Genomic DNA, 21,003 nt, shown 5'->3' with positions numbered 1-21,003 from the left:
CGCCAGGGAGCGGCCCGCCCGGAGGGTCAGCGCTGGGCGGTGTCGGACAGCTTCGGCTGGCGGTACAGGTCGACCAGCACCTGATCGAGGATCGACGAGGCGCCCCAGGGCCGCGAATGGTTGAGGATGGCGACCACCGCCCAGGTGTGGCCGTTCTGGTCGCGGCTGAAACCGGCGATGGCGCGCACGGTGTTCAGGGTGCCGGTCTTGATGTGTGCCTCGCCGACCAGCGGGGTGCGGCGCAGGCGCTTGCGCATGGTGCCGTCCATCGCCACCAGCGGCATCGAGGAAATGAATTCGGCCGCATAGGGACTGTGCCAGGCGGCCCTGAGCATCTCGGCCATTTCCCGCGCGCTGATCCGCTCGATCCGCGACAGGCCGGAGCCGTTCTCCATCACCAGATGCCGCGCGTCGATGCCCTTCTGCGTCATCCACTGGCTCACCGCGCGGTACGCCGCCTGGGCGTCGTCGGCGTCGGCACCGCTGCGGTACTGCCTGCCGATGCTGAGGAACAGCTGGCGGGCCATGGTGTTGTTGCTGAACTTGTTGACGTCGCGAATGATCTCCACCACGTCCGGCGAGAGGGCGCGGACCAGCAGGCGCGCCTGGCGGGGCACCTCGCCGAGGCGGTCCTGGCCCTGGATGCTGCCGCCCAGCTCCTGCCAGATGGCGCGCACGGCGCCGGCGGCGTAGGTCTGGTGGTCGAGCGGGGCGATGTAGCTCTGCGCGCTGCAGCCGGCCGGCAGCGAGCCGGTGACCACCATGCTGTGGCCCCTGTCCTGCGGAATCAGGTTGTAGCGCACGTTCGGCCAGTCCGGACAGGCGCCGGCCGGCAGCGCCTTGACCTGGTTGTCGATGGTCATGCCGGCGATCGGCGGCTCGACGCTGACCTGCACCTTGCCGGGCTCGGCGCGGGCGATGAAGCGCAGCGCCTTGAGGTTGACCAGCAGGGAGTCGGGCTCGACCAGGAAGGGCTTGCTGCTGTCGCCGCCGTCATCGTTGAACGTCGGCAGCTGCGGCTTCACGAAGTGGCTGCGGTCGAGCACCAGATCGCCGCGCACCTCGCGTACACCGTTGGCGCGCAGATCACGCATCAGCAGCCAGAGCTTTTCCATGTTCAGCTTGGGGTCGCCGCCGCCCTTCAGGTACAGGTTGCCGTCCAGCACGCCGTCGCGCAGCGGGCCGTCGGTGTAGAACTGGGTCTGCCACTTGTGGGTCGGGCCGAGCAACTCGAGGGCGGCATAGGTGGTCACCAGCTTCATGGTCGAGGCCGGGTTCAGCGGCACGTCGGCGTTGACGATGGTCGGGGTGCCCGGTCCGGTGAGTGGCAGCACCACCAGGGACAGGGCGTTGCCGGGGAGCTTGTGGGCACTCAGCGCCTGCTGGACATTCTTCGGCAGCGTGGTGTTTATCTGGGCCGCGCCCGCCGACAGTGCGAGCGGCAGCAGCAGGCTGGCAATGGCCAGCCGGCGAAAGGTTGCAATCATCGAGGGTGCCCCTCCGACTCAGGGCTGAACGAAGCGAAATGGGTGAAAAGTCCGGCTGCTCCGGGAATGGGGTCGCATTATGCCCGAAGCGGGGCGACCGATGGCTGCCCGATGCGCAGGATCGCCGGTCGCGCGCTTCAGCGCGGCAGCCCATCCGTGCCGGAGCGGGCGGTACGCCAGACCTGCAGCCGGCGCCTGACGTTCAGGGTCAGCGCTACCAGCAGCGCGAGCGACACGCCGATCAGGCTGCCGAGCAGGCGTTCGCGGTCCAGCTGCCAGTCCTGCGCCAGGCTCTCGGCCAGCAGGAGGATGCAGAAGGACATCTGCAGCACGTAGAGGCTGTAGCGCCCCACCTGGAAGGCGCGGCCGAGCAGGGTCAGCGACAGCACCAGGGCGACCATCTGCGCCGGGTTCTGCAGGCTCTCGCCGAGCAGCACCAGCAGGCCGGCGGCGAGCAGGACGCTCAGGGCGATCTTGAAGGCGCGCGGCAGCCGGCCCTTGAGGTCGATCTGCAGGCTGGTGACCACCGCCAGGGTCAGCCAGTAGCCGCGCGGCTGCCCGGCCAGGTTGACGATCAGTCCGGCCAGGCCGCAGACCAGGCTGCAGCCCAGGGCATAGAGCCGCCACTGCGGGTGCGGCAGGCGCGCCGCGTGCTGGCGCAGCACCTTCAGCACGTTGGGCAGGCGTGGCATGTAGGGCCACAGGCGCAGGCCGTGCAGGCCACGCAGGGTGAAGGCGAGCAGGGTCGCCCAGAGGCCGCCGAGGGTGAACAGCGTGGCCACGGCATAGGGGTTGGGCATGCTGCCCAGGTGCTGCTGGCCCTGGCCGAGGCACAGGCAGACGAGCATGCCGAGGCCCAGCTTGCCGGCCTCGCGGCCGAAGCGCTGCAGCCAGGCGAGCAGCAGGCCGCCGGCGGCGAACACCAGCAGGCTCTCCAGCGGGCCGGGTGCGGACCAGAAGCCCAGCCCCGCGCTGCAGGCGCCGAGCAGGGTGAGCAGGAGCATGCGCAGCATGCCGAAGCGGTGCAGGGGGTCGGCCTGGGCGGCCAGGAAGGCGCCGATCGACGCCCAGAGAAAGCCGGAATGGCCGCTGAACAGGCCGAGCAGCAGGGGCAGGGCGCAGCCGAGGGTGGCCACGATGGCCGCTCCCCAGGTGGGGGCGGCCGTCCATTGGTGGCGGGAGGGTAGAAAGCGGAGCATCGGCTGCGTTCCTTCTTCACTTCGATGCGGCCGGGGGCCTCGTGCCCCTCGCCGGGCTGTCGGCCAGCGGGTCGCAGACGCTTATGCGGGGCCGGCAAGCCCTTTCATTTCCCGAGCCATCTCGGTGGCATAGCCGTCGGTCATGCCGGCGATGAAGTCGATCATGCGCAGGAAGGCATGGTACAGCGGCCACTGCGGGTCCGGGGCGTTGTTGCCGAGCAGGTCGAGGATGCGCCGGTTCTTGAACGACGGCCGCCGCCCGCCATGCTGTTCCAGCGCCGCGCCGCAGAAGGCGTCGAGCAGGGTCTCCAGGGTGGTGTAGGCGCCGATCTCGTGGAGGGTCTTGCGCTTGTCGTGGAAGATCTTCTCGCGGGCGATGCGCTTGGCCTGCAGCACGCAGTCCTTGGACGGTCCGTACATGTGTTCGACCAGATCGCCGCTCAGGCTGCCGGCGAGCAGGGCTTTCTGCTGTTCGACGAAGGCCCGTGCCGCCGCGTTGGTCAGGTGTTCGATGGCCTTGCCGCGCAGGATCGCCAGCTTGCGCCGCCGCGAGTCGCGCGGGCCGAGCTGGCGGTAGGACTCCGGCAGATCGTCGCCGACCAGGCCGAGCAGCAGGGCCTCGACCTCGGGGTAGTCGAGCAGCCCCATTTCCAGGCCGTCTTCCAGGTCGATCAGCGCGTAGCAGATATCGTCCGCCGCCTCCATCAGGTAGACCAGCGGATGGCGCGCCCAGCGCTGCTCGTCCAGCTGCGGCAGACCGAGCTTCCCGGCGATCTGCTCGAGCAGCGGCAGCTCGCTCTGGTAGCAGCCGAACTTGTGCTTCTTGTAGCCCAGGGCGGGGGCATGGCGCGAGGCCCAGGGGTATTTGAGGTAGGCGCCGAGGGTGGCGTAGGTGAGCCGGGTGCCGCCGTCGAACTGGTGGTATTCCAGCTGGGTGAGCACGCGAAAGCCCTGGGCGTTGCCCTCGAAGTGCAGGAAGTCGTCGCGCTCGGCCTCGCTCATCCCGTCCAGCCAGCCGCGTTCGGCGGCCTGATGGAACCAGTAGCGGATGGCATCCTCGCCGGAGTGGCCGAACGGCGGGTTGCCGATGTCGTGAGCCAGGCAGGCGGACTGGACGATCATGCCGAGGTCGGCGGGGCCGCACCATTCCGGCAGGGCGTCGCGCAGCACCTCGCCGACCCGCATGCCCAGCGAGCGACCGACGCAGCTGACTTCCAGTGAGTGGGTCAGGCGGGTGTGGATGTGGTCGTTGCTGGACACCGGATGCACCTGCGTCTTGCGCCCCAGGCGACGGAACGCCCCGGAGAAGATGATGCGGTCGTGGTCCTTGTGGAAGGGGCTGCGGCCCAGTTCGTCGACGCTGTGCACCGATTTGCCCAGGCGTTCTCGGGTCAGTAGGGTTTGCCAGTCCAAAGCCGTTCCTCGTTGTTCAGTGGGCTGCCGGCATGGGGGCCGAACGCGCGGGCCGCCGTGCGACTGCCAGCCATCCTTGGGCAGTGTGAAGAATCCGTCAAGCCTGCGGCCTGGGCGGTGCCTGCGGCGGCTTCGGCGGGTGGGATTCGCGGTAATAGCGCAGGCCGGCGCTGACCAGGGGATAGGCTTCCAGGGCGAACAGCGCCAGCTTGCCGAAGCGGCCCAGGCGTTTGCCGAACAGGCTCAGCAGCAGCGCCCCGCCGACGGCCAGCGGCGTGCCCTTGCCCGGCCTGGCGCGGCTGGGGGCGAACAGCTGGCCGAACTGGCGCAGCGGATGACGCAGCGGCTCGGCGTGATAGTCGAGCTGCTGGCGCTGCATCTCCATGCGCAGGCGCACCAGCTCCTTGCGCATCTCCAGCGGGGTACGGCGGGGTGGACTCATGGCAGCAGCTCCCGGTTGCGCGCCAGTTCCTCGAGGCTCGCCTGGAACGGATGCTCGCTGCGCCGCGCCAGCTTCAGCGTGCGGGCGATGCAGAACAGCAGGGCCAGGCCGTAGGCGAGGCACAGGCCGAGGATCGCGGCCAGCCGGTGGCTGTCCCAGAAGACGACGACCACGGCGGCGGACAGGCCGATCAGCAGCAGCAGGCCGAACAGCAGGCACAGGCTGGCGAAGAGGAACAGCCGGAAGGCGTAGCCCTTTTCCTCCTGGAGCTCGATGCCGAGCAGCTCCAGGTGGTTCTGCAGCAGGCCGAGCAGGGCGCCGCCGAAGCGTTTCAGGGACGGCGTGCGGTCTTCCCCGGACGGTGGCGAGGCATCCATTGGCGACGACTCCCCAGGCACTCAGCGGCGGCCGGCCAGCAGGCCGAACAGCAGGCCGACCCCGGCAGCGATGCCGAGCGCCTTCCAGGGATGGCTGTGGACATACGCCTCGGTGGCCTGGAGGGCGGCCTGTCCCTGGTCGCGCAGACGCTCCTCGCTGTCCTTGAGCGTCTCGCGGGCGCGCTCGAGGTTGCTCTCGATCTTCGCCCGCAGGGCGTCCGCCTCGTCGCCGGTCACCTCGGCGCCGTGGCGCAGCAGGCGTTCGGTGTCGTCGAGCAGGGCGTTGAATTCGTCGATCACCGCCTGCTGGGCACGCTGCAGGTTGCGCCGGTGCACCGAGGCCGATGCGCACGGCTCCCAGCTGCAGGTGTGGGGGTCGGAGGAGGCCGACTGGGTTTGGCTGCTGTCCATGGTCATGCTGGATGGTCCTCATCACGGGGTGGGCAATGGCGGCCGAATGCCGGCGGCGGCCAGGCAAGCTGCGCCTGCGGGCGGCTTGCGCTTCCGCCATAGGGTGTCTTGGTTGCATGTTAGACTTCAAGTTCATGTTAGGGTCTGTTGACGTTTTGGCGTAGGCCGCGACGGCGGCCCGTTTGGCGCAGAACAAGGAACGAGGAGAGAAGTTTGGTCATTCCAAATGAACGACGAGCGACGCCGTGCTGCGCCAAACGGGCCCCGTCCCTTCGGGTTGCGCGGCAAATGCCGCCATGCGGCGTTGCGGGACTTGGCAAGGGAATGACCATTGCCGGCGCCCCGCGCCTTGCCTGGCGGCATTTGACGCGGCAACGCGGCTCACGCCAAAACGTCAACAGACCCTAGGAGGCCATCATGCTCCCCGAGTGCCAACTGTTCGGAACCCTCGGTTGCCATCTCTGCGAGCAGGCCGAGAGCCTGTTGATGCCCTTCGTCGAGAACGGCCTGCTGGTCGAGCTGGTCGACATCGCCGAGGACGAGAGCCGGGCCGAGCGCTATGGCCTGCGCATCCCCGTGCTGCGGCGACTGGACAACGGCGGCGAGCTGGACTGGCCCTTCGAGGCGGAGCAGGTCGCCACCTTTCTGAGCCGGCCGGAACTCAGCGGCTGCTGAGTCGACTACTGCGCTCGCTGCGCCATTGCCAGGGCGGGACGATCTCCGCCTGCGGCAAGCCCCAGAGGCCGCGCTGCAGGGAGCGGGCCTCGGCCTCCAGCGCGGGCAGGCGCGAATCGCCTTTGCCCTCGTCGTAGGCCCAGGCCGAGCCCTGCCGGACCATGGCGTCATTGACGTAGAGGTCGCCGAGGTAGACGCGGGCGACCTTGAGCCCGTAACGCGTCTGCTTGACGACCTCCAGCCGGATTTCCTTGTTGTAGACCAGGCGGAACAGCTGCAACTGGGCCAGCTGCCCGTACGGCTGGGCGCTTTCCGGGGCGTCGAGATCGGCCAGGCGGACCTCGATCCGCTGCTTGCTCGGGCTCAGGCAGGTCAGGCTGTCGCCGTCCTGCACGCGGATGACTCGGCAGGTCGGTTCGGCGGCATGGAGGGAGGTCGTGAACAGCAACGCAATGGCACCGCATGCGCCAACTGTACTGGAAAGGTTCATTCTTGCTTCGCGAGAAATCCCTGCCTCGCCGGACAGGGGGGATAGCCTGTCACGCACAGCGTGATCCGTCTTCTCGCATTCTCCGGGTCGGGGGCTATCGAACGGGCTGATTGGAGGCCGCGGCTTTCCGCCTACGGCCGTTCCTGGCACCAAGCGGTTACTGCTCTCGTTGATTGCCTGTCCGGGGCTGGACTGCTCGTCCCGGGGCGCCCTGCCGCATGGGCGGGGCTAAGTAGGATAATAGTGGGCCCCGCTCGGCTTTGCCGAGGGAAAGCCGACGTCCGGCGGGCTCAAGCGCCCGGCTGCCGTTCCTGACGCCTGTACCGCAGCCAGCCGGCGGCGACCAGGCTGCCCAGGACGATGCCCAGCAGGTCGGCGAGCAGGTCGCGGTATTCGGCGACGCGATAGCCGGTCAGCCCCTGCAGGACCTCGATGAGGATGCCGTAGAGCAACAGGCCGGACGGCACCAGCCAGTGCCGTCCGGGAAAGCCCAGGCGGCCGAGGAAGGCCAGCACGCCGAAGGCCAGCAGGTGGTTGCTCTTGTCCCAGCCGGTATCCAGCGGCGGGCTGACGTCCTTCAGCAGCGCCAGCGCCAGCACCGCCGCCAGGCAGGCGAAGAAGGCCAGGCGCCAGAGCAGCAGGGGATGGGCGAGGCGGCGGGCGGCAGGCATTGGCTGGCTCTCCTCAGGCACCCGGTTCGGCGCGCAGCGCCTCGTAGGCCGGCGCGGCATGGATGCCCGCCGCGGCTGCCAGCGCCTGGGTCGCCTCGAGATCGCAGCGGTACACCAGCACCGCCTGCAGTTCGTCGTCCAGCGGCTCGCTGAAGTCCACCAGCACGTAGCCGCCCTTCTCCGGGTAGAGGCTGCCCAGCTGCACCTGGATGCGGTTGAGCGCCTTCAGGGGCTCAACCTTGTGCAACTGCTTGGGCTTGAGCACGAAGGACACCTCGGGGCCGAACGAGGCGACGATCTGCCCGAACAGCTCCTCGTAGCTGTCCGCCTGGAACAGCACCGTCTCCGGCAGGCTGCCGACCACCACCCACTCGCCCAGCGGGATGGGGAAGCTGTCGTCGTAGTTGATGTCCGGGTTGGCGGCGAGGAAGGCCTGCGGGTCGGCATAGGCCTGCGCCGCCTCGTCGGCGATCCGTGAGATCTCTTCTTCGCTGAGGCAGCCCGAGCTGATGTGGCGGATGAGTTCCTGGAGCTGATCTTTCATGGGCGGCCTCGGTGGCTGGAAGGGAGACGGGGTGCGGCGCGCCGGGTGGGGCGCGTTTCACGGCGCGGATTCTAGCCTAATCGCACGCCTCGGCCGGCCGGCGTCTTTACTGTGATCAGGACAGGACACCTCGGAGCGGTCGCTCCGTGGCCCTTTCGAAAGAGGATAGTGGCATTGTGCCTTTATCTCTTGTCGGGGTAATTTCCAGTGCGGGAAGCCGGGACAGGCTTCCCGCGCTGCGACAGGAGGTGAGACATGACCGCCCGATTTTCCCACCTCACCCCGGCGGCCCGCCGGCTCTGGGCCAAGAGCGGCGAGGCGCCGGGCCATGGCCTGCTCGCCCATCTGCTGGACGTGGCGGCGGTGGCCGAGGTGCTGCTGGAGCACGAGCCGCCCGCGACGCTCGAACACTTCGCCCGCCAGTTCGGCCTGCCCGTGCCGGCCTTCGCGCGGCAGGCCGCCGCGCTGGCAGGCCTGCACGACTTCGGCAAGGCCATTCCCGGTTTTCAGGACAAATGGCCCGAGGGCCGGCAGGCCGACGAGGCCCTGGGGCTGCCGTTCCCGGTGCGTTCGCTGAGCGTGGCCGAGCATGCCTGCGCCAGTGCGGCCCTGCTCTGGGAGCACCTGTCGGGCCTGGGTATCCCGCACCTGCTGTGGATCCGCCATGCGCTGCAGGCGATCAGCGCCCACCACGGCTACCACTTCAACCAGCCGGAATTCAACCGCGCCAGGCCCCCCTTCGAGCCGGCGGCCTGGGCCGAGGCGCGCCGGGAAATCTTCGCGGCGTACTGGGCCGTGCTGGCGCCGCAGGGGATTCCGCAGGTCGAGGCCCTGTCCCTGCCGGCCGTGCAGTGGCTGGCCGGCCTCACCAGCGTGGCCGACTGGATAGGCTCCAATCCCGACTGGTTTCCCCACGGCGAGCGTCAGGATTCGCTGGCCGACTATCACGCCGATGCCTGCCGGCGGGCCGGGCGGGCCCTGGCGGCTATCGGCTGGTCGCGCAGCGCTGTTCTGCTGCGCGAGGCGGCAACTGTGGATCAGTTGATCGGGCGTATCGTCCAGCGCCCGGAGTCGAGCGCGCGTCCCCTGCAGCGCGAGGCCGACCGGCTGCTCGACGGCGTGCGCGGGCCGGCCCTGCTGCTGGTCGAGGCGCCGATGGGCGAGGGCAAGACCGAGCTGGCCTTTCTCGCCCACCTGCGCCTGCAGGCGGCCAACCGGCACCGCGGCCTGTACGTCGCCTTGCCGACCCAGGCCACCGGCAATGCCCTGTTCCGCCGCGCGCTGAGCTTTCTTCGTGCGTTCGCCGGCGATGCCGCGCTGGACATGCAACTGGTGCATGGCGGCGCGGCGCTGAGCGACGACGTCCGGCGGTTGCAGGGCATTTACGGTGCGCCCGGCGAAAGCGTGACCTCGTCGGCCTGGTTCTCCCAGCGCCGCCGGCCGCTGCTGTCGCCCTACGGCGTGGGCACCGTCGACCAGGCGCTGTTCGCCGCGCTGAACGTCAAGCACCACTTCGTCCGCCTGTGGGGCCTGGCCAACCGGGTGGTGGTGCTCGACGAGGTGCATGCCTACGACAGCTACACCGGCGGGCTGATCGAGGCCCTGCTGCGCTGGCTCAAGGCCCTCGGCAGCTCGGTGGTGCTGATGAGCGCGACTCTGCCGGCGCAGCGGCGCGCTGCCCTGCTGCGGGCCTGGGGCGTGGCGGACGAGGATGCTCCCGCGCCGGCCTATCCGCGCCTGCTGCTGGCCGACGAACGCGGCCTGCAGGGCGCCACCTGCGCGTCGCGGCCGCTGCCGTCGATCCGCCTGCAGGCGGTCGGCGCGGAGCTCGACAGCCTGGCCGATTGCGCCCTGGAATGCCTGCAGGGCGGTGGTTGCGGCGTGCTGATCGTCAATACCGTGGATCGCGCCCAGACGCTATACCTCGGGCTCAGGGAGCGTCTGGGCGACAGCGCGCGCCTGCTGCTGTTCCATGCGCGCTTCCCCGCCGACCAGCGCGGCGAGCGGGAGCGCGAGGTGCTGGTTGCCTTCGGCGTGGACGGCGAGCGGCCGGCCGGGGCGCTGCTGATCGCCACCCAGGTGGCCGAGCAGTCGCTGGACATCGACTTCGACTTCATGCTCAGCGACCTGGCGCCGGTCGACCTGCTCCTGCAGCGCGCCGGCCGCCTGCATCGCCACCGGCGGACTCGTCCCGCTGCGCATGCCGAGGCGCGGCTGTTCGTCGCCGGCCTCGCTCCCGAACGGCTGCCCGACCTGAAGGGCACCGGCTGGGAGTACGTCTACGACCCCTACATCCTCGGCCGCACCTGGGCGCTGCTGTCGCGTGAGGCGGAGTTGCAGCTGCCGCAGGACATCGACCGCCTGGTGCAGGCGGTGTATGGCGAGGCCGGGCTGCCGGCCGACCTTGCCGAGCCTGATCGCGCCTTCATCGAGGATGAGGCCTACGGCAGCCACCTCGGCAAGCGCCAGACCGAGCAGATGCAGGCCGTGGAAGCGCCGCGGGCCTTTGCCGAACATCCGCTGCTGCGCCATCTCAAGCCGCTGCCGCTGGAGCAGGGTTGCCTGACCCTCGGCCGGCTGAGGGTGCGTCTGGACGACGAGCTGGGGCTCGTCTACCAGGGCCCCCTTGCTGCGCCCGGAGAACAGGCATGAACCGGTGCTTCAATCTGCTCGACGAGCCTTGGCTGCCGGTGCGCCTGCAGGACGGGCGGGTCTGCGACCTGGGGTTGCTGGAAGTATTCGAGCGCGCCGGCGAAATCGGCGCCCTGGCGGAAACCGCGCCGCCCGGGCTGATCGCCGAGTACCGCCTGTTGCTGGCCATCGTTCATCGCGCGCTGAGTCGCGCCCAGGGCCGTTGGACGGATGCCGACCGGGCGCGCTGGTATCGCCAGGGCCTGCCGGCCGAGGCCGTGCGCGACTACCTGGAACACTGGCGCGAGCGCTTCTGGCTGTTCCATCCCGAGCAGCCCTTCATGCAGGTGGCAGCCCTGGCCGAGGCCGAGGAGACCCGCGACCGGCAAAAGCCCTGGTCGCAGATTTCCCTGGCCAGCGCCAACGGCAATGCGCCGGTGCTGTTCGATCATTCCTGCGATCTGGCGCCGCGCCCCATCGCCGCTGCCGATGCGCTGCGCACCCTGCTGGGCTTTCTGCAGTTCACCCCCGGCGGTCTGGTCAAGGTCCTGCGCGACGCCGACAAGGCCGGTGCGCTGGCCAATACCGCCGCGGTCATGCCGCTTGGCGAGTCGTTGGCGCAAAGCCTCTGCCTGGCCCTGCATCCGCCCAGCCGGGCCGGCCATGAGGATCTGCCCAGCTGGGAGCGGGACCCGCCGGGCCTCGCGCAACTGCGCGGCGAGCCGACCCTGGCGAGCGGTCCCAACGACCGCTACAGCCGCCTGACCCGCGCCGTGCTGTTGCTGCCCGACGAGCAGGGCCGGGTGCAGTGGATACGCTTCGCCGCCGGCATCGCTCTGGCCGAGGATGCGCAGGCGCCCGATCCCATGGCCAGCTACCGTGCCGGCAGCCATGGTCTGGTGCGGCTGAGCTTCGCCGAGGGCCGCGCGTTCTGGCGCGATCTGCCGGCTTTGCTGCCCGATGCCGGTGGTCTGGCTTCCCAGCCGGCGGCCGTCCTGGGCTGGGCGGCCAACCTGCAGTTTCTGCTGGGCGGCGGCGAGCAGCCTGTGCTGGTGGCCGGCCTGGCCAGCGACCAGGCCAAGTTGCTGCGCTGGCGCTCCGAGCGCCTCGGCTTGCCGACGGCGCTGCTGGCCTCGGCGGATTGCGCGAACGAACTGCGCCGGCAGCTGCGCCGTGCCGAAGAGTTGTTCGGCGACGTGCGCAAGCTCGCCGCCGGCATGCTCGCCGAAACGCTGCCCGATTCCGCCGGCAAGGACAGCTGGGCCAGGGCGCGCAGCCTGTTCGATGCCGGACCGGCGCCGGCGCTGTATTTCGCCACGGCCGAGCGCGCCCTGGGCCGGCTGATGGCCCTGCTCGGCAGCGGCGACCCCGACGATCTCGACAAGGCCGAAGTCCTCTGGTCGCGCACCCTGCTGGCGGCGGCCCAGGCCGCCTGGCAGGCCGTCCGTGACGGCCTGGGCCGCTCGCCGAAGGCGCTGCGTGCCGAGGCTCTCGCCTGGCCGCGCTTCCGTGCCCTGCTGCGCGACCTTCAATCGGCCGATCCGTGTCCGCAACCATCCGAGGAGGTTCGAGCATGAGCGATTTCGCGCAGGACTTCGTTGCACACCTGGAGGAGCTGCATAAGCACAGTTCAGCCGCCATGGCCGAATTGCGCCGCAGCCTGGGCTTCGCCCCCGGCGCCTATCCGCCGGCCTATCCCTATGTCGAGCGTTTCGTCGCGGCCGAGCGGCACGCCCAGGATGCCTCGCGCCTGGCGCTCTACGTGGTGGCCGGGCTTTACGCCCTGCATCCCAGGCCTGGCGGGAAGAGCCTGGCCGCCTGCCTTGGCGAGCTGATGCGCCAGCGCGACGGCGCCGGCATCGAGCAGCGCTTCATCGCCCTGCTGGGCGCCGACGCCGAGAACCTGGCGGTCTACCTGCGCCAGGTGGTCAGCCTGCTGGCCACCGGCGACCTGCCGCTGGACTACGCCGCCCTGCTCAGGGATCTGCACCTCTGGCTCGACCCGTGGATCGACCCCGAGCGGCGCGATGTCGTGCGCCAGCGCTGGGCACGGGACTTCTACCGGGCGCTGGCGGCTCCCGCCGGCGAAACAGCGCCAACCCCTGTCAACGATTGAGAAGGACATCATGAGTCTGTTCATCGAATTCCACCTGATCCAGAACTTCGCCCCGTCCAACCTCAACCGTGACGACACCGGCGCACCCAAGGACGCGCTGTTCGGCGGCCATCGCCGGGCGCGGGTGAGCAGCCAGTGCTTCAAGCGCGCCATCCGCCTGGCCGCCCGCGAGCATGAGCTGGTGGCGCCGGAGTTCCGCGGGGTGCGCACCCGCAAGCTCCAGGCCCTGCTGCTGGAGCGCCTGGCCGGCCGCGACCCGCTCGAAGCGGCAGGCAAGATCGAAAGCGCCCTGGCCGCCGCCGGCCTCAAGCTCAAGGAAGACGGCAAGACCGAATACCTGCTGTTTCTCGGCGAGGCGGAAATCGCCGGCTTCGCCGAACTGATCGAGCAGCACTGGGACGAGCTGGCCGCGTCGCCTGCCGGCGACGGCAAGAAGGGCAAGAAGGAAGCCAGGGCCAGCGCGCCGGCCGAGGTGGTGAAGAAGGCCAAGGCCCTGCTCGACGGCGGCAAGGCCGTGGATGTGGCGCTGTTCGGGCGCATGCTGGCCGACCTGCCGGAGGTCAACCGGGAAGCGGCCTGCCAGGTGGCGCACGCCATCAGCACCCACCGCGTCGAGCGCGAGTTCGACTACTTCACCGCTGTCGACGACCGGGGTGGCCCCGGCGAGACCGGCGCCGGCATGATCGGCCAGGTGGAGTTCAACTCCGCGACCCTCTACCGCTACGCGGTGGTCGACGCGCGCAAGCTGCTGGGCAACCTGCAGGGCGACCGCGAGCTGACCCTGGCGGCGCTGGAGGCCTTCACCCAGGCCATGGTGCGCGCCATTCCCAGCGGCAAGCAGAACAGCTTCGCCGCGCACAACCTGCCCGGCTTCGTCGGCGTCTGCCTGCGCCATGGCGGCCCGCTGAGCCTGGCCAACGCCTTCGAGAAGCCGGTGAGCCCGCGCGCGGACAGCTCGCTGAGCCGCCAGTCGGTCGAGCGGCTCGCCGGCCATGAGGACAGGCTGGCGGCCGTCTATGCCGACGGCCGCGACCAGTGGGCCTACCTCGATCTGAGCGAGGCCTGGCCGGCGCAGAAGGGCTGGCGGGCGGCGAACCTGAACGAGCTGGCGGCCTGGGTGCGCGAGCAGGCCGCCTCCCGGCTGGAGGCCTGAGCATGGCCACCCTGCTGATGCGCCTGCAGGGGCCGCTGCAGTCCTGGGGGACCACCAGCCGTTTCGACGAGCGCGATACGCAACTGGAACCGTCCAAGTCCGGTGTGCTCGGCCTGGTCTGCGCCGCCCTCGGGCGTGATCGCGGCGAGCCGGTGGAGGACCTGGCGGTACTGCGCATGGGCGTGCGGGTCGACCGCGAAGGCGTGCCGATGCGCGATTACCAGACCGCCACGGGCGTGCTGCTCGCCAGCGGCAAGCCCGACCTGCGCCGCACCGTGGTCAGCCCGCGCTTCCACCTGGCGGATGCGGCGTTTCTGGTCGGCCTGGAGGGTGAGGACGAAGCGCTGCTGGCGCGCATCCATGCCGCCCTGCGCGCGCCGTTCTGGCCGCTGGCCCTGGGCCGCAAGAGCTTCGTCCCCGGCCTGCCGGTCTGGCTGGCGGACGGTCTCTCGCCCCTGCCGCTGGAGCGGGCCCTGGCCGGCTATCCGCGCCTGGCGCCGGCCCGGCGGGGCGAGGAGGGACAGCCGCTGCGCTGCCTGCTGGAGGACGAGCGCGAGGGCGCCATTCGTCTGGACCAGCCGGTCGCGCCTTTCGCCGAGCGGCGCTTCGGCCCGCGTTTCGTGAAATCGGGAGTGCTGCATGCACCTGACCAGACTGACGCTTGAGCCGCGCAGCGCCCAGGCCCGTCGCGACCTGAGCGACGCCTATGAAATGCACCGCACCCTGGCGCGCGCCTTCGCCGCGGACGCGCAGAGCCGGCCCGCGCGCTTTCTCTGGCGCCTGGAGGCGGGCGGCAATGCCTGGACCACCCCCGTGGTGCTGGTGCAGGCCAGCGTCGAGGCCGACTGGTCGGCCTTGCAGGCGCTGCCCAACTACCTGCAGCGGCCCGTCGAGAGCAAGCGGCTGGCGCTCGAGGCATGGGGCGAGGATGGTGCGCGCTACCGCTTCCGTCTGCAGGCCAACCCGACCGTCAGCCGCCAGGGCAAACGCTACGGCCTGGTGGGCGAGGCCGAGCAGCTGGCCTGGCTCGGCCGGCAGGGCGAACGCCACGGCTTCGCCGTCGAGGCGGCCCTGGTGACGGCCAGCGACCTGCTGGTCTCCCGCAAGGGCGCAGGGCGCATCAGCGTGCAACGGGCCTGCTTCGAGGGACTGCTCCGGGTGCAGGATCCGGCGGCCTTCGGCCACGCCCTGGCGGCGGGCATCGGCCCGGCCAAGGCCTTCGGCTGCGGCCTGCTCAGCGTGGCGCGCCTCTGATGCTGCCGCCGCTCAAGCCCCTGCCGATGAAGGACCGGGTGTCGATGGTGTTAGTCCAGTACGGGCAGATCGACGTGCAGGACGGCGCCTTCGTGGTGATCGACCAGAACGGCGTGCGCATGCACATCCCGGTCGGCTCGGTGGCCTGCATCATGCTCGAGCCGGGCACCCGGGTGTCGCATGCCGCGGTGCACCTGGCCTCGACCGTGGGCACCCTGCTGGTCTGGGTCGGCGAGGCCGGCGTGCGCCTGTACGCCAGCGGCCAGCCTGGCGGCGCCCGTGCGGACCGCCTGCTCTACCAGGCGAAACTGGCGCTGGACGACGAGCTGCGCCTGAAGGTGGTGCGCAAGATGTACGAGCTGCGCTTCTAGGAGAAGGCCCCGGAGCGGCGCAGCGTCGAGCAGCTGCGCGGCATCGAGGGCGCCCGCGTGCGCGAGACCTACAAGCTGCTGGCCAGGCAGTACGGCGTGGACTGGCGCTCGCGCAACTACGACCGCCAGCAGTGGGACGCCGCGGACGTGCCCAACCGCTGCCTGTCGGCGGCGACCAGTTGCCTGTACGGCATCACCGAGGCGGCGGTGCTGGCGGCCGGCTACGCGCCGGCGGTGGGCTTCATCCATACCGGCAAGCCGCTGTCGTTCGTCTACGACGTGGCTGACCTGTTCAAGTTCGAAACCGTCGTGCCGGTCGCCTTTCGCACCGCTGCCCGCTCGCCGGCCCAGCCCGAAAGGGAAGTGCGCCTGGCCTGCCGGGACATCTTCCGCTCCAGCAAGCTGCTGGCCAGGATCATCCCGACCATCGAGGAGGTGCTGGCCGCCGGCGGCATCGCCCCGCCCGAGGCGCCGCCGGAATCCGTGCCGCCGGCCATTCCCAACCCGCAAGGCATCGGCGACGCCGGGCACAGGACGCAGTGATGGCCTTCGTCGTCGTGGTCACCGAAAACGTCCCGCCGCGCCTGCGCGGGCGCATGGCTATCTGGCTGCTGGAGGTGCGCGCCGGCGTCTACATCGGCGACGTATCCCGGCGCACCCGGGAAATGATCTGGCAGCATCTGGCCGAGGGGCACGAGGACGGCAACGTGGTGATGGCCTGGGCGAGCAACCACGAGTCCGGTTATGAGTTCCAGACGCTGGGGAAAAACCGGCGCTTGCCGGTCGAGTTCGACGGCCTGCATCTGGTCGCCTTTCAGCCCCAGGAAAAGCCCGATCTTTAACAAGGAAAATCGGTAGACTCTTGGCGGCCGATTTTTTCCTTTGGAGACAATCGGTTACGCTAAGTGTGTTCCCCGCGCCTGCGGGGATGAACCGGCCATGAACGGCGTCATCGCATACAGCAGCCCGTGTTCCCCGCGTTTGCGGGGATGAGCCGACTTTCGAGTACGCCTTCCTCTACGCCGAGGAGTGTTCCCCGCGCCCGCAGGGATGGTTCAACGAAGGTCTTCGTCGGACTTTCCGACGAATGGCATCTCCTTGCCTGTCCAGGCCAGTGGGGGGCTGTAACCCTGCCAATATATTCTTTGGTTATCCTCGACTCTGCGGGGATGAACCTGGACAACCTGCAACCGCGCAAGTAGTAAACGAGCGCTCCCCGCCTTCGCGGGGCAGATCCGCAGGTCCGGCGCGATCGGGCATGGCCGCTCAGGCGGTCTGCCCGATTCGCTTTTTTCCTGTCTCCCGATTTCTTGCCGATGGCGTCGCTCAGCGCGGGCCGATTTCCCGGTGCAGGGCGGCGAGACTGCGCTGGTGGGCGAGTTCGGCCGCGGCCTGGTCGTAGTGCCGGCTGCCTGTGCGGGCGAAGGCGTGTTCGCAGCCGGGGTAGCTGTACAGCTCGATGTTCGGCCGGCCGCCCAGGCCTGCCAGGATCGCGGCGCAGGCCTCGGCCGGGCAGAAGGCATCCGCCTCGGCGATGTGCAGCACCAGCCGGCCGCGGATGCCGGCGGCCTCGTCCAGCAGATGTTCGATGCCGACCCCGTAGTAGCCGACGGCGCAGGCGATGTCGCTGCGGGCGGCCGTCAGATAGGCGAGTCGGCCGCCCAGGCAGAAGCCGACGAAGCCGGCGCCGGCCGCCGCGTCCACCTCGGGCGTCCGGCGCGCCGCGTCGAGGGTGGCGCCGATGTCCGCGATGCCCTTGTCGACGTCGAACCGGCCGAAGAGGGCGAAGGCCTTTTCCCGGTCGGCTCCCGCGTAGCCCAGCTCGACGCCGGGTTCGAGACGCCAGAACAGATCGGGGGCGATGGCGACGTAGCCTTCCGCGGCATAGCGGTCGGCCACGGCGCGAATGTTGGCGTTGACGCCGAAGATTTCCTGTCCGATGACCACGGCCGGGCCGTGACCGCCCGGCGGCAGGGCGACATAGGCCGTGAAGCGGCCGCTGCCATCGCCGGCTTCGATCTGCAGGGTGGAACCCATGGTTGTTCTCCTTCTTCCGGGCTGCCCAGGTTCGGTGCCTGTCATGGTGCCCGGCCGCCGGCCGACGGGAAAGCTTGCTGATGCCACGCCCGCAGGGAGAGGAGGGGAAAGGCCTGTTCCGTTCTTCCTTATATAGAGGAGTGGAACCGCCCCGGGACGACAGTCTGCCATGCGCAGGTTACAGCCCGGTGTAGAGGCATTGCCGGGGGGGCGGCGGAAAGTTCCCCGGGCATGAAATATTTTTCCAATGAAATCAGTTTGCAACAAAGCGTTGCCAAGATTCCGCCCCATTCCAGCGATACGCCAAACACTCGTGTGTTTTTCAAAGTTCGATGAAAAGGGGAAATCCTTGATGATCCGCAAGCACTTCGCCGGTAGTGTCGCCAGCGCCCCGGCGCTGGGCGTCTCGGCCCAGGCTTTTGCAGGTACCGTCGTGTCCGTCAGCGCTGTCGAAACCAAGACCGGGGAGATCGTCTGATGAGCCGGGAAAAGCGCGCAATGAACAGGAAGTCCACGCTGACCCTGGCCGTGGTGGCCGGCACCCTGGGGCTGCCGATGACGGTGCAGGAAGCGGCGGCCGCGTTCATCGAGGACAGCAAGGCCAACCTGACCTTCAAGAACTTCTACATCAACCAGGACACCCGCAACCAGGATCGTCCCCGTTCGGAGGAGTGGGGCCAGGGCTTCCTGTTCGAATTCAAGTCCGGCTTCACCGAGGGCCCGGTCGGCTTCGGCCTGGACCTGATCGCCCAGGAGGCCATCCGCCTGGATGGCGGCGGTCGCGCCGGCAAGGCGGACATCGACCGTTCGCCGGGCTCGGTGTTCCCGCTGGAAAGCAACGGCAAGGGCAAGACCGAATTCGGCCGGGTCAACGCCACCGGCAAGATGCGCATCTCCGAAACCGTGGCCGAACTGGGCGTCCTGCGTCCCAAGCTGCCGGTGGTGGTCACCAACGATGGCCGTCTGCTGCCGCAGCTCTACCACGGCGCGCAGATCACCTCCAAGGAGTTCAAGGACCTGACCCTGGTCGCCGGTAAGCTCGAGCACTCCACCGAGCGTAACTCCAGCGACAGCTATGGCCTCTCGATTGCCGGTGCCAACAGCGGCAACAGTGCTCAGTTCAGCAACAAGTTCTACTATGGCGGCGCCGACTACAAGGTCACCAAGGACCTGATGCTGCAGTACTACTTCGGCAATCTGGAAGACTTCTACGAGCAGCACTTCCTCGGCCTGGTGCACAACTGGGCGCTGCCGGTCGGCGCGCTGAAGACCGACCTGCGCTACTGGAACAGCGATTCCTCCGGCGCGAACTCGCGTGCTTCCGGGCGTTCCGAGGGTTACCGGAGCGCCGGCTACTGGAGTGCCGGCGATCCCGACCGCGGCGAGGTCGACAACAACGCCTGGAGCGCCCTGTTCACCTATACCCTGGGCGGCCACGAGCTGAAGGCGGGTTACCAGAGGCTCACCGGCGACAGCGACTTCCCGGTTCTCAACCAGGGCGGTCATTCGGTACCGCTGATCACCGATGCCACGGTGGAGAAGTTCACCCGGGCCGGCGAGACCACCTGGCTGGCCGGTTATGCCTACGACTTCGCCAAGGTCGGCATTCCGGGGCTGAAGACCAGCATTGCCTATTTCAGCGGCGACGACATCGATGCCAACGGCAGCGATCTGGAAGAGTGGGAGCGGGATTTCCGCGTTGACTACGTCCTGCAGGAAGGGACCCTCAAGGGGCTCGGACTCACCTGGCGCAACTCGATGGTGCGCGGCATTCGCGAGCGCGACGACAACCGTCTGTACGTCACCTATACGCTGCCCCTGCTGTAAGCCCGAGGGCGGGTTATTTCCGCCTCCGCGGGTCGTTCATTCGTTTTATCCGGTGTAATTCGCCCCGCCTCGGCGGGGCTTTTTTTCGTCTGCTCGACGGGGCAGACTGCGGGCATGCCGATCATCAGCCTTTCCCGCCTGTCCGACCTTCCCGCCAGCGACTGGGACGCCCTGCTGCCGGGGGGCCAGCCCTTCCTGCGGCATGCTTTCCTTTCGAGCTTGGAGGACAGCGGCAGCGTCGGCGGACGCAGCGGCTGGCAGCCGGCGCACCGGCTGTTCCGCGATGCCGCCGGCCGGCTGCTGGCAGCCCTGCCGGCCTACCTGAAGACCCACTCCTACGGCGAATACGTGTTCGACTGGGCCTGGGCCGATGCCTGCCGGCGGGCCGGTATCCGCTATTACCCCAAGCTGCTCTGCGCGGTGCCCTTCACCCCGGTCGGCGGCGCACGCCTGCTCGGCGAGGCGGAGGCGGCCGGCGCACTGCTTGACGCCCTGACCGGCGAGCTGCGCGAGCAGGGGTTGTCCGGTCTGCACGTGAACTTCACCGATCCGCCGGCCGATGCCTTGCTGGCCGGCCGGGAAGGCTGGCTGCTGCGGCTCGGCTGCCAGTTCCAGTGGTTCAACCGCGACTATCGGGACTTCCAGGACTTTCTCGATGCGCTGGCCTCGCGCAAGCGCAAGCAGCTGCGCAAGGAGCGCGAGCAGGTGGCGGGACAGGGCATCGAGTTCGACTGGCGCGAGGGGCACCAGCTCGACGAGGCCGAATGGGACTTCGTGCATGCCTGCTATGCCAACACCTACCGGGTGCGCGGCCAGGCGCCCTATCTGACGCGCAGCTTCTTCAGCCTGCTGGCCGAGCGCATGCCCGAGACGATCCGTGTGGTACTGGCCCGCCAGGCTGGCCGTCCGCTGGCGATGGCCTTCAGCCTGGTCGGCGGCGACAGCCTGTATGGGCGCTACTGGGGCTGTCTCGCCGAGTTCGACCGGCTGCACTTCGAGACCTGTTTCTACCAGGGCATCGACTATGCCCTGGCCCACGGGTTCAGGCGCTTCGACGCCGGCGCCCAGGGCGAGCACAAGCTGGTCCGCGGTTTCGAGCCGGTGATCACCCGCTCCTGGCATTACCTGCTGCATCCGGGACTGCGCCGGGCAGTGGCGGAGTTTCTGCGGGAGGAGGAGGCCGGGGTGCTGGCCTATGCGGACGAGGCGCGGGGGCAGTTGCCCTACCGGCGGGGATAGGGTGAGGCCGGCGGCCTCACCCGGTTCGGCGGGTGTCGCGAAAGGTCAGAGCTTCTTCGCCGACTTGATCAGCACCGGCTCGCGCGGCACGTTCTGCTGCATGCCCCGCGAGCCGGTCGGCACCTGGGCGATCTGGTCGACCACCTCCATGCCGCGCACCACCTTGCCGAACACCGCATAGCCGAAGTCGCGCGCGCCGTGGTCGAGGAAGGCGTTGTCCTTGTGGTTGATGAAGAACTGGCTGTTCGCCGAGTTCACCGCCTGGGTGCGCGCCATGGCCAGGGTGCCGCGCACGTTGTGCAGGCCGTTGTCGGCCTCGTTCTTGATCGGCGGCTGGGTGGGTTTCTGCTTCATGTCGGCGTCGAAGCCGCCGCCCTGGATCATGAAGCCGGGGATGACCCGGTGGAAGACGGTGCCGTTGTAGAACCCCGAATCCACATAGGCGAGGAAGTTCTTCACGCTGATCGGCGCCTTCTCGGCTTCCAGTTCGATTTCGATTTCGCCGAGGCTGGTGTCCAGCAGGACGTGGGGCTTTTCTGCGGCCAGCAGGTTGGCGGCGAACAGCAGGGTACCGGCGGCAAGGGCGAGTTTTTTCAGCATGTGTAACTTTCCTTGTGGTTCTACAAAGGGTGGCTTGCTAGACCGGTGCGCCGACGGAGCGTTCCC

22 protein-coding genes and 1 pseudogene are annotated in these 21,003 nt (G+C 69.1%); 12 read left to right on the top strand and 11 right to left on the bottom strand.

The genetic code is table 11. The features are described from left to right. Positions 1 to 26: 26 nt before the first annotated feature. The 6 genes from dacB to ACG10_RS13625 all read right to left on the bottom strand — a co-directional run bounded on the left by dacB (position 27) and on the right by ACG10_RS13625 (position 5,335). Positions 27 to 1,487 (bottom strand): D-alanyl-D-alanine carboxypeptidase/D-alanyl-D-alanine endopeptidase, encoded by a 1,461-nt coding sequence (gene dacB, locus ACG10_RS13650; protein WP_089168632.1) that lies wholly within the window; start codon positions 1,485 to 1,487, stop codon positions 27 to 29. A 137-nt stretch (positions 1,488 to 1,624) separates the two neighbouring features. After that, on the bottom strand, positions 1,625 to 2,686 hold the full coding sequence (locus ACG10_RS13645; RefSeq protein WP_198318946.1) for an FUSC family protein: 1,062 nt from the start codon (positions 2,684 to 2,686) through the stop codon (positions 1,625 to 1,627). 81 nt (positions 2,687 to 2,767) lie between these two features. Continuing rightward, positions 2,768 to 4,099, bottom strand: a complete 1,332-nt coding sequence (locus ACG10_RS13640) for a deoxyguanosinetriphosphate triphosphohydrolase (RefSeq protein WP_089168631.1) — start codon at positions 4,097 to 4,099, stop codon at positions 2,768 to 2,770. Positions 4,100 to 4,196: 97 nt separating this feature from the next. Continuing rightward, positions 4,197 to 4,541 (bottom strand): hypothetical protein, encoded by a 345-nt coding sequence (locus ACG10_RS13635; RefSeq protein WP_089168630.1) that lies wholly within the window; start codon positions 4,539 to 4,541, stop codon positions 4,197 to 4,199. After that, complete coding sequence (locus ACG10_RS13630; RefSeq protein WP_089168629.1) at positions 4,538 to 4,918, bottom strand: phage holin family protein; 381 nt, start codon at positions 4,916 to 4,918, stop codon at positions 4,538 to 4,540. Before ACG10_RS13630 ends, ACG10_RS13635 begins: the two co-directional genes overlap by 4 nt. Before the next feature lie 21 nt (positions 4,919 to 4,939). After that, positions 4,940 to 5,335 (bottom strand): DUF883 family protein, encoded by a 396-nt coding sequence (locus ACG10_RS13625; protein WP_232487112.1) that lies wholly within the window; start codon positions 5,333 to 5,335, stop codon positions 4,940 to 4,942. A gap of 411 nt (positions 5,336 to 5,746) precedes the next feature. Between ACG10_RS13625 and ACG10_RS13620 the strand changes: the two genes are divergently transcribed. Continuing rightward, positions 5,747 to 6,004, top strand: a complete 258-nt coding sequence (locus tag ACG10_RS13620) for a glutaredoxin family protein (protein WP_039803197.1) — start codon at positions 5,747 to 5,749, stop codon at positions 6,002 to 6,004. Here the strand turns inward: ACG10_RS13620 and ACG10_RS13615 are convergent. The 3 genes from ACG10_RS13615 to ACG10_RS13605 all read right to left on the bottom strand — a co-directional run bounded on the left by ACG10_RS13615 (position 5,991) and on the right by ACG10_RS13605 (position 7,709). Next, a complete protein-coding gene (locus ACG10_RS13615) occupies positions 5,991 to 6,452 on the bottom strand; it encodes a thermonuclease family protein (RefSeq protein ID WP_232487111.1) in 462 nt (153 codons plus the stop codon). The genes ACG10_RS13620 and ACG10_RS13615 overlap by 14 nt on opposite strands. 332 nt (positions 6,453 to 6,784) lie before the next feature. After that, on the bottom strand, positions 6,785 to 7,165 hold the full coding sequence (locus ACG10_RS13610) for a VanZ family protein (RefSeq protein WP_198318945.1): 381 nt from the start codon (positions 7,163 to 7,165) through the stop codon (positions 6,785 to 6,787). Between the two features lie 13 nt (positions 7,166 to 7,178). Continuing rightward, on the bottom strand, positions 7,179 to 7,709 hold the full coding sequence (locus ACG10_RS13605; protein WP_089168627.1) for a hypothetical protein: 531 nt from the start codon (positions 7,707 to 7,709) through the stop codon (positions 7,179 to 7,181). 255 nt (positions 7,710 to 7,964) lie between these two features. Here ACG10_RS13605 and ACG10_RS13600 point away from each other — a divergent pair, with 255 nt between their 5' ends. The 8 genes and pseudogenes from ACG10_RS13600 (at position 7,965) to cas2e (ending at position 16,076) form a co-directional block, all read left to right on the top strand. Continuing rightward, positions 7,965 to 10,361 (top strand): CRISPR-associated helicase/endonuclease Cas3, encoded by a 2,397-nt coding sequence (locus ACG10_RS13600; RefSeq protein ID WP_089168626.1) that lies wholly within the window; start codon positions 7,965 to 7,967, stop codon positions 10,359 to 10,361. Beyond that, the gene (gene casA, locus ACG10_RS13595) at positions 10,358 to 11,917 is read left to right on the top strand and encodes a type I-E CRISPR-associated protein Cse1/CasA (RefSeq protein WP_089168625.1); all 1,560 of its coding nucleotides are present in this window, start codon (positions 10,358 to 10,360) and stop codon (positions 11,915 to 11,917) included. Before ACG10_RS13600 ends, casA begins: the two co-directional genes overlap by 4 nt. Continuing rightward, entirely contained in the window at positions 11,914 to 12,456 is a 543-nt protein-coding gene (casB, locus tag ACG10_RS13590) for a type I-E CRISPR-associated protein Cse2/CasB (RefSeq protein WP_089168624.1), read from the top strand. The genes casA and casB overlap by 4 nt, the downstream gene beginning before the upstream one ends. Positions 12,457 to 12,466: 10 nt before the next feature. Then, positions 12,467 to 13,609, top strand: coding sequence for a type I-E CRISPR-associated protein Cas7/Cse4/CasC (gene cas7e, locus ACG10_RS13585; protein ID WP_089168623.1), 1,143 nt, complete (start codon positions 12,467 to 12,469; stop codon positions 13,607 to 13,609). A gap of 2 nt (positions 13,610 to 13,611) precedes the next feature. Continuing rightward, a complete protein-coding gene (gene cas5e, locus ACG10_RS13580) occupies positions 13,612 to 14,274 on the top strand; it encodes a type I-E CRISPR-associated protein Cas5/CasD (RefSeq protein ID WP_089168622.1) in 663 nt (220 codons plus the stop codon). Next, the gene (cas6e, locus tag ACG10_RS13575) at positions 14,249 to 14,863 is read left to right on the top strand and encodes a type I-E CRISPR-associated protein Cas6/Cse3/CasE (RefSeq protein ID WP_089168621.1); all 615 of its coding nucleotides are present in this window, start codon (positions 14,249 to 14,251) and stop codon (positions 14,861 to 14,863) included. Before cas5e ends, cas6e begins: the two co-directional genes overlap by 26 nt. Next, positions 14,863 to 15,777, top strand: a pseudogene (gene cas1e / locus ACG10_RS13570) (type I-E CRISPR-associated endonuclease Cas1e). The gene cas6e and the pseudogene cas1e overlap by 1 nt, the downstream one beginning before the upstream one ends. Beyond that, positions 15,777 to 16,076: a type I-E CRISPR-associated endoribonuclease Cas2e gene (cas2e, locus tag ACG10_RS13565; RefSeq protein WP_089168620.1), complete on the top strand. Its 300-nt coding sequence runs from the start codon at positions 15,777 to 15,779 to the stop codon at positions 16,074 to 16,076. The pseudogene cas1e and the gene cas2e overlap by 1 nt, the downstream one beginning before the upstream one ends. A gap of 484 nt (positions 16,077 to 16,560) precedes the next feature. Here the strand turns inward: cas2e and ACG10_RS13560 are convergent, their stop codons facing one another. Next, positions 16,561 to 17,271, bottom strand: coding sequence for a dienelactone hydrolase family protein (locus ACG10_RS13560; RefSeq protein ID WP_089168619.1), 711 nt, complete (start codon positions 17,269 to 17,271; stop codon positions 16,561 to 16,563). A 352-nt stretch (positions 17,272 to 17,623) separates the two neighbouring features. Between ACG10_RS13560 and ACG10_RS24755 the strand changes: the two genes are divergently transcribed. The 3 genes from ACG10_RS24755 (at position 17,624) to ACG10_RS13550 (ending at position 20,337) form a co-directional block, all read left to right on the top strand. Beyond that, complete coding sequence (locus ACG10_RS24755; protein ID WP_264371153.1) at positions 17,624 to 17,749, top strand: hypothetical protein; 126 nt, start codon at positions 17,624 to 17,626, stop codon at positions 17,747 to 17,749. A gap of 20 nt (positions 17,750 to 17,769) precedes the next feature. Further along, the gene (locus tag ACG10_RS13555) at positions 17,770 to 19,098 is read left to right on the top strand and encodes an OprD family porin (RefSeq protein WP_089168618.1); all 1,329 of its coding nucleotides are present in this window, start codon (positions 17,770 to 17,772) and stop codon (positions 19,096 to 19,098) included. A gap of 114 nt (positions 19,099 to 19,212) precedes the next feature. Continuing rightward, on the top strand, positions 19,213 to 20,337 hold the full coding sequence (locus ACG10_RS13550) for a GNAT family N-acetyltransferase (RefSeq protein ID WP_089168617.1): 1,125 nt from the start codon (positions 19,213 to 19,215) through the stop codon (positions 20,335 to 20,337). Positions 20,338 to 20,382: 45 nt separating this feature from the next. Here the strand turns inward: ACG10_RS13550 and ACG10_RS13545 are convergent, their stop codons facing one another. After that, positions 20,383 to 20,937: a peptidylprolyl isomerase gene (locus tag ACG10_RS13545; protein ID WP_039803233.1), complete on the bottom strand. Its 555-nt coding sequence runs from the start codon at positions 20,935 to 20,937 to the stop codon at positions 20,383 to 20,385. Positions 20,938 to 21,003: the final 66 nt, after the last annotated feature.

Source organism: Azotobacter chroococcum, from assembly GCF_002220155.1.
In the GTDB taxonomy this organism is placed as follows: Bacteria; Pseudomonadota; Gammaproteobacteria; order Pseudomonadales; family Pseudomonadaceae; genus Azotobacter; species Azotobacter chroococcum.
Note: the sequence above shows the minus strand (reverse complement) of the source record. Positions and strands in the feature narration are given on the sequence as shown.